This is a genomic window from Caulobacter sp. P1_B12_2, assembly GCF_056406675.1.
In genome coordinates this window covers 1-5,160 of sequence record NZ_JBFTZS010000344.1, presented here as the reverse complement: position 1 = coordinate 5,160, position 5,160 = coordinate 1, and the positions used below count along the sequence as shown (strand labels likewise).

The 5,160-nt window shown below is 66.7% G+C and carries 3 protein-coding genes; 2 read left to right on the top strand and 1 reads right to left on the bottom strand.

Annotated features, from left to right (window positions below):
- The coding region (locus tag AC1DZ6_RS18630) for a fumarylacetoacetate hydrolase family protein (protein ID WP_477098632.1) at window positions 1-309 on the bottom strand (309 nt) is incomplete at its 3' end.
- Between the two features lie 190 nt (window positions 310-499).
- Here AC1DZ6_RS18630 and AC1DZ6_RS18625 point away from each other — a divergent pair.
- On the top strand, window positions 500-1,378 hold the full coding sequence (locus AC1DZ6_RS18625) for an ABC transporter ATP-binding protein (protein WP_477098631.1): 879 nt from the start codon (window positions 500-502) through the stop codon (window positions 1,376-1,378).
- A 4-nt stretch (window positions 1,379-1,382) separates the two neighbouring features.
- Complete coding sequence (locus AC1DZ6_RS18620) at window positions 1,383-5,027, top strand: ABC transporter permease/M1 family aminopeptidase (RefSeq protein WP_477098630.1); 3,645 nt, start codon at window positions 1,383-1,385, stop codon at window positions 5,025-5,027.
- Window positions 5,028-5,160: the final 133 nt, after the last annotated feature.

Sequence of the window (5,160 nt, the reverse complement as noted above, 5' to 3'; positions counted from 1 at the left end):
GCCGAACACGTGGCTCATCGCTTCCTCGACCGCGATGTTGGCGCCGCCCGACTTCAGGGCCACCACCAGCTCRATCTCGTGGTGCAGGTCATGGGTGGCGACCGGGTAGGGGACCTTGTCGCCCAGGATCACGGCGTCGGCCGGCTTGGCGAAGAAGAACGGCGGATCGCGCTGGTCGGCGCCCATTTCGCGGGCGTGGGCTGCATAGTTGCGGCCGACGCAAAGGATCCGCCGGACAGGAAAGACGGAGTCGCCGCCTTCGACCGGAACCGTGGATTGGGCGGGCGGGGGAAAGGCGAAGTGCGTCATGGCGCCTGATTAGACCCAAACCCGTTCCGCCAAAAGTCACCTTCGTGAGGACATGATCCTGCAACACGCCGGCCACGACGCTCATCTAAACGTTCTTTCACTTGCCCCGACCTGCGACGACAAGGCATGACGGGTAGGCAATTGTGGCGAAAACCCGCCATGCCGACGTCGAAGGGGCCCGGGACCGACGATGCTGATCATCGAGAACCTGACTCACGTCTACGCCAATGGCGTGAAGGCCCTCGACGAGGTCAGCCTGACCATACCCGGCGGCATGTACGGCCTGCTGGGTCCGAACGGCGCCGGCAAGTCGACCCTGATGCGCACCGTGGCCACCCTGCAGGCCCCGACCTCGGGCCATATCCGCTTCGGCGACATCGACGTGCTCAAGTCGCCCGACCTGCTGCGGCGCACCCTGGGCTACCTGCCGCAGGACTTCGGCGTCTATCCGCGCGTCTCGGCCTACGACATGCTCGACCACATGGCGGTGCTGAAGGGCATAGCCGGCGCCAAGGAGCGCAAGGAAGTCGTCGAGAGCCTGCTCAACCAGGTCAATCTGTGGGACGTGCGCAAGAAGGCCATCGCCGGCTTCTCGGGCGGCATGCGCCAGCGGTTCGGCATCGCCCAGGCCCTGATCGGCGATCCGCGCCTGATCATCGTCGACGAACCCACCGCCGGCCTCGACCCCGAGGAGCGCAACCGCTTCCTCAACCTGCTGGCCGAGATCGGCGAGAACGTGGTGGTCATCCTGTCGACCCACATCGTCGAGGACGTGTCCGACCTCTGCCCGGCCATGGCGATCATCTGCGAAGGCCGCATCGTCAAGGAAGGCGCGCCCCAGGAGCTGGTCCGCCAGCTGTCGGGCCGCATCTGGCGCAAGACCATCGACAAGGCCGAGCTCGAGGCGGCCAAGGCCCGACACCAGGTGATCTCCACCCGCCTGCTGGGCGGCCGCACCGTGATCCATATCCTGGCCGATCAGGACCCCGGCGACGGCTTCAGCCGGGTCGAGGGCGGACTGGAGGACGTCTATTTCTCCACCCTCTCCAACACCCGCCGCGCGGCCTGAGCCGATGTTTGGCAAGATCGCGGGCTTCGAACTCCGCTACCAGCTGAAGTCGCCCGTCTTTTGGGTGGTGGCGGTCATCTTCTTCCTGCTGGCCTTCGGGGCCACCACGATCAGCCAGGTCAGCATCGGCCTGGGCCCCAGCGATCACCGCAACGGCCCCTACGCCCTGGCCCAGAGCCACCTGATCTTCTCGCTGTTCTACATGTTCGTCACCACCGCCTTCGTCTCGAACGTGGTGGTGCGCGACGACGAGACGGGCTTCGGCCCGATCCTGCGGGCCACGCGCCTGACCAAGTTCGACTATCTGTACGGCCGGTTCCTGGGCGCCCTGACCGCGGCGGCCCTGTCGTTCCTGGCCGTGCCGCTGGCGGTGTTCCTGGGCTCGCTGATGCCCTGGGTGGACGCCGAGCTGCTGGGTCCCAACCGCCTGGACGCCTACGTCTTCGCCTATGTCGCCCTCGCCCTGCCGTCGCTGCTGCTGACCGGCGCGATGTTCTTCGCCCTGGCCACGGTGACCCGCTCGATGATGTGGACCTATGTCGGCGTCATCGCCTTCATGGTGGTCTGGATCGTCGCCAACATCGCCCTGGGCAAGCCCGAGTTCGAGCAGGCCGCCGCCCTGTGGGAACCGCTGGGCACGGCCGCCTACAGCCTGGCGACCAAGTACTGGACGGTCAGCGAGCGCAACACCCTGATCCCCGGGGTGACGGGCGCCCTGCTGTTCAACCGCATCTTCGTGCTGGTGCTCGCGGCCGGCTTCCTGGCCCTGGCCTTCTTCCTGTTCCGGTTCCAGTCGGCCGAACTGTCGGGCGCGCGGGCCGGGACCAAGCGCAAGGCCGCCCCGTCGATCGAGGCCGAGGCCGAGGCGCCGCCGCCCGCGTCCGCCGTCCGTGCGGTTCCGCGCTACGACGCCGCGTGGGCCTGGGCCCAGCTGGTGTCCCGCACCCGGCTCGACATGGGCCAAGTGTTCAAGAGCCCGGCCTATTTCGTGCTGCTGGCCCTGGGCCTGGTCAACTGCGCTGGCGCCCTGTGGTTCGCCACCGACGCGGCCTCGTACGGCGGCGCGATCCATCCCCTGACCCGCGTGCTCCTGCAGCCCCTGGGCGGCTCGTTCGGACTGATCCCGCTGATCATCGCGGTCTATTACGCCGGCGAACTGGTCTGGCGCGAACGCGACCGCAGGACCCACGAGATCATCGACTCCGCGCCGGCCGCCGACTGGGCCTTCGTGGCGCCCAAGGTGCTGGCCATCTCGCTGGTGCTGCTGTCGACCCTGGCGGTCAGCGTTCTGGCGGCGATGGTCAGCCAGCTGGCCCACGGCTACGCCCATTTCGAACTCGACAAGTACCTGCTCTGGTACCTGCTGCCCCAGGCGGTCGACGTGGTCCTGGTGGCGGTCTTGGCGGTGTTTCTGCAGTCGATCGCCGGCCACAAGTTCATCGGCTGGGGCCTGATGGTGGTCTACATCGTCAGCACCCTGACCTTCGTGAACCTCGGCTTCGAGCACAATCTCTACAACTACGGCGGCGTGCCGAACGTCCCGACCTCGGACATGAACCGCCTGGGCAAGTTCTGGATCGGCGCGTGGTGGTTCCGCCTCTACTGGAGCGCCTTCGCGGTGATCCTGGTGGTGCTGACCTACGCCCTGTGGCGTCGCGGGACCGAGACCCGGCTGTGGCCGCGCCTGCGCCGCCTGCCGTCCCGCCTGACCGGCAAGGCCGGCCTGACCTTCGCGGTGGCGGCGGCGGTGTTCGTCGCCGCCGGCGGCTTCATCTACATGAACACCAATGTCTGGAACGTCTATCGGACGCGGATCGACAACGAGAAGTGGCAGGCCGATTACGAGAAGACCCTGCTGCGTTTCGAGAACACGCCGCAGCCGAAGGTCGTGGCGATGAAGCTGGACGTCGACCTGTATCCGCACGACCCGAGCGTCCACACCAAGGGCGTCTACACCCTGGAAAACCGCAGCGGCCAGATCCTCAAGGAGATCCACGTCCGCTTCGACCGCGACCTGAAGGTCAAGGGCCTGTCGATCGAGGGCGCCCGCTCCAAGCAGACCTTCGACCGCTTCAACTACCGGATCTTCGCGTTCGACACGCCGATGAAGCCGGGCGAGCGGCGGATGATGAGCTTCATCACCCAGCGCTCCCAGCACGGCTTCCGCAACCGGGGCGACGACACCCGGGTGGTCGACAACGGAACCTTCATCGACAACACCGAGATCGCGCCGATGCTGGGCATGAGCCGCGATGGTTTGCTGCAGGATCGCGCCAAGCGCCGCAAGTACGGCCTGCCGCCCGAGCGGCGGATGGCCAAGCTGGGCGACATCCCCAGCCGCCAGTTCAACGGCCTGCGCCACGACGCCGACTTCGTCTCGTCGGACATCACCGTGACCACCGACGCCGACCAGACGCCGATCGCGCCGGGCTACAAGGTTTCCGACTACACCTCGCTTCAGTCGGACCGCCTCAAGGGCCCAGTGAAGAACGACAGCCATCGCCGCACGGCCCGCTTCGTCACCGAGGCCCCGATCCTGCCCTATCTGTCGATCCAGTCGGCCCGCTACGCCGTGGCCCGCGACCGCTACAAGGGCGTCGATCTGGCGATCTACTACGACCCGCATCACCCGTGGAACATCGAGCGGATGAAGACCGGGATGAAGGCCTCGCTCGACTACTACCAGGCCAATTTCAGCCCCTACCAGTTCCGCCAGCTGCGGTTCCAGGAGTTCCCCGGCTACGCCGACTTCGCACAGTCGTTCGCCAACACCATTCCATGGTCGGAGAATCTGTTCTTCATCGCCGACTACAGCGATCCCGAGAAGATCGACATGGTCACCTATGTCGGCGCCCACGAGATCGGCCACCAGTGGTGGGCGCACCAGGTGATCGGCGCCGACCAGCAGGGCGGCACCATGCTGAGCGAGACCTTCGCCCAGTACTCGGCCCTGATGGTCATGAAGCGGATGTACGGCGAGGCCCAGATCCGCAAGTTCCTGAAGTTCGAGCTGAACAGCTATCTGCGGGCCCGCGGCGGCGATCCGCTGGAGGAGCAGCCCCTGGCCCGGGTCGAGAACCAGCCCTACATCCACTACCGCAAGGGCTCGCTGGTCATGTACCGGCTGCAGCACGAGGTGGGCGAAGAGACGGTAAACCGGGCGCTGCGCAAGCTGATCGCCGACCACGCCTTCAAGGGTGCGCCCTATCCCAACACCCTGGACTTCCTGGCCGCCCTGCGCGCCGAGGTCCCTGCCGACAAGCAGGCCCYGATCACCGACCTGTTCGAGAAGATCACCCTGTACGACCTGAAGACCAAGACGGCGAGCGTGCGCAAGCGCGCCGACGGACGCTATGACGTGTCGCTGGTGATCGACGCCCGCAAGCTCTACGCCGACGGGCGCGGCAAGGAGACCGAGGCTCCCCTGACCGAGGTGATGGACGTGGGGCTGTTCACCCGCGAGCCGGGCAAGAAGGACTTTGGTCCCGACAAGGTCGTCGCGCTGGAGCGGAGGCCGATCCGCTCGGGGACCCAGACCCTGACCTTCGTGACCAAGGTCGCGCCGACGGTGGCGGGGATCGACCCCTACAACATCGTCATCGACCGCAACGGCGACGACAACATCACCACCAAGGTCGAGATGCGCTGAACGCAAGGGGAGGCGGCATGGGCGACGACACCGAACTGAAGCTGGACGCGGCGGCGCTGAACGCCTTCCTGGCAAGGGCCTTTCCGGAGGCCGGCCCGCTGTTGCCGCAGGTCGTCGAGGCCGAGCCTGGACG

Coding starts and splice junctions, on each gene's coding strand:
- AC1DZ6_RS18625 (WP_477098631.1), top strand. CDS start 500: ATGCTGATCATCGAGAACCTGACTCACGTCTACGCCAATGGCGTGAAG.